At 68.6% G+C, this 2,668-nt stretch carries 1 protein-coding gene and 1 pseudogene; both read left to right on the forward strand.

The annotated features are described in order from the left end of the window. Window positions 1-374: pseudogene (locus FKP22_RS32830) on the forward strand (penicillin acylase family protein); the annotation flags it as partial. A gap of 69 nt (window positions 375-443) precedes the next feature. Next, a complete protein-coding gene (locus FKP22_RS26620; RefSeq protein WP_141290943.1) occupies window positions 444-2,126 on the forward strand; it encodes a cyclic peptide export ABC transporter in 1,683 nt (560 codons plus the stop codon). Window positions 2,127-2,668: the final 542 nt, after the last annotated feature.

Genomic DNA, 2,668 nt, shown 5'->3' on the forward strand with positions numbered 1-2,668 from the left:
AAGGTACTGCGCTGTCTGCCACCACCACCAGCCAGCGCCTGGTGCAGACCGGCGCAGGGCCGCTGCCGGTCTATGGCGGCTGCGACGGCGTGGGTTACTTCGCCACCGCCTGCAACGACGACGGCAGCGACCCGCTGGGCCCCAACACCTCGGCCAACAGCTACCTGCAGGTGGTGAGCTTCGGCCCGCGCGGCCTGCAGGCCCACACGCTGCTGGCGCATGGGCAGGACGAGCAGGCGGTCAGCGGCGGGGCAGGGCTGGCGGGCGCCGCGCCGGTGCAACGCTATGTGCGGCGCGACTGGCTGGCCTTCCCGTTCACCGAGGCCGAGATTTCGCGCGACCCGGCACTGACCAGCATCGTGTTGAGCCCCTAAACATCCGGCCCGCCAGATCGTCTGGATCAGGGATGACAGCCACCTCGAGGACCCATGACTGCGCGCGCCATGAACGATGAACCCCGCCGTCCGGCCAGCGAGATGGGGCGTCTGCTGCGCCCGTTCCTGCCCTGGATCGTGCTGTCCGCGGTGACCGGCATAGCAGCCGGTGCCGCCACCGTCGCCTTGCTCGGCACCATCAACCAGGTGCTGAACCGGCCGGGTGGCCTGGCCGGCGGGCTGCTGCTGACCTTTGTGTCGCTGTGCGTGGCCGCGCTGATCGGCCGCGCGCTGTCGGACATCTCGACCAACTGGGTCGGCCAGCAACTGGTGGCCCAGGTGCGCACCGGGCTGGCGCAGAAGATCCTCGCGGCGCCCATCGACGCGCTGGAGCGCTACCGCACGCACAGGCTGATGCCGGTGCTGACGCAGGACGTGGACATGATCAGCGACGTGGCCTTCGCGCTGGCGTCGACCACCATCGCGCTGGCCGTGGCGCTGGGCTGCCTGGCCTACCTGGCCTGGTTGTCGCCGGCGCTGTTCGGCCTGGTGGTGGTGGCGCTGGTGATCGGCACTGCGGTGCAGACGCTGGTGCAGTCGCGCGGCGTGGCCGGCTTCTGGCATGCCCGCGAAGGCGAGGAAGCGCTGCACAAGGCCTATCGCGGCATCAGCGAAGGCGCCAAGGAACTGCGCATGCACAGGGCGCGCCGCTCGCGGGTGTTCGACGGGCAGATCGAAGGCACGGTGCACCGCATCCGCGACATCAACAACCGTGCGATCAACATCTACGTGCTCGGCACGGCCTTCGGCTCGGCGCTGTTTTTCCTGCTGATCGCGGTGATCCTCGGCTGGGCGGCGATGCGCCCGATGGCGCCCGAAGTGCTCAGCGGCTTCGTGCTGGTGCTGCTGTTCCTCAAGGGGCCGATCGACCAGATCACGCTGACGCTGCCCAACGTCGGCCGGGCCAAGGTGGCCTTCGAGCGCATTGCCGACCTGTCGCTGCGCTTTGCCACGCCCGAGCCGCATCTGCACCTGGCGCGCCCGCCCAGCGAAGTGCGCTTTCGCGAGTCGCTGGCGCTGCGCGGCGTGCGCTATGCGTTCGAGCCCGCCGAAGGCGCCGAGCCCTTCACGCTGGGCCCGATCGACCTGACGCTGCATCCCGGCGAGCTGGTGTTCGTGGTCGGCGACAACGGCTCCGGCAAGACCACGCTGATCAAGCTGCTGCTGGGCCTCTATGCGCCGCAGCAGGGTGACGTGGTGCTGGACGGCGAGCCCGTGAGCGACGAGCGCCGCGACGACTACCGCCAGCTGTTCACCACCGTCTTCTCGGACTTCTACCTGTTCGAGGACCTGGCCGCCGTGGACGGCCAAACCGGCGGCCGCGCCAGCCTGCCGGAAGCCGCACGGCCGTACCTGGAACGGCTGGAGATCGCCCACAAGGTGTCGGTGGTGGACGGCTCGTTCAGCACCACCGACCTGTCCACCGGCCAGCGCAAGCGGCTGGCGCTGGTGCACGCCTACCTGGAGCAGCGCCCGGTGATGGTGTTCGACGAATGGGCCGCCGACCAGGACCCCAGCTTCCGCCACCTGTTCTACACCGAGCTGCTGCCCGAACTGCGCGCCCGCGGCCACCTGCTGATCGTCATCTCCCACGACGACCGCTACTTCCATCTCGCAGACCGGGTCCTGAAGATGGCCAACGGCAGCGTGGAGGAAGTCGACCAGAGTCGCGTGGTGCCGCTGCGGGCTTGAACGTCCGCGGCTGATTGGGCATGTCCCCAGGCCGGCGGTGCCGGCCAATACACGCGGCGGCCCTTTCCCGTGCCCGGGGAAGGGCGGGCCCTGGCCTCTTCACGCTGCGCTCGGTGCGGCGCCGGCCAGATTGCCATCCCGGACACCGGCCATGCCCGCAGTCGGGCCCGTGAAGCCTGCAAAGCTGCTCCGCGCATTGGCCACCTTGCCCAGGCTGGCGGACGGCTCTTCGGGCGAGGATCGCCCGCAACTGACGCAAAAAGCGTGAACAGTTGCCTGGTCGTTGCCGATTTGCGGGCCAATCCGCTTCTGGGCAGCGCACTCGTGCCGATACGACCCAGGCGGCCCCTCTCCGGGGCTTGAAAGGAGCACAGCAAATGAGGTCTCTCTGCCTCAGCTTGCGGCACGGCTGTTCGATGCAATTGACCTCTGAACAGCAAGCTTTTCACGATTTCCACCTGAGGCCAGGCGGGAAATAGTGTTCGTGGCCGAAACCCCAGGTCGGCCGTCTCCCCTTTAGGCAAACCGAGCAATCTCCCAAC

Origin of the sequence: Ideonella azotifigens (assembly GCF_006519715.1) — a bacterium.
Classification (GTDB): Bacteria; Pseudomonadota; Gammaproteobacteria; order Burkholderiales; family Burkholderiaceae_C; genus Ideonella; species Ideonella azotifigens.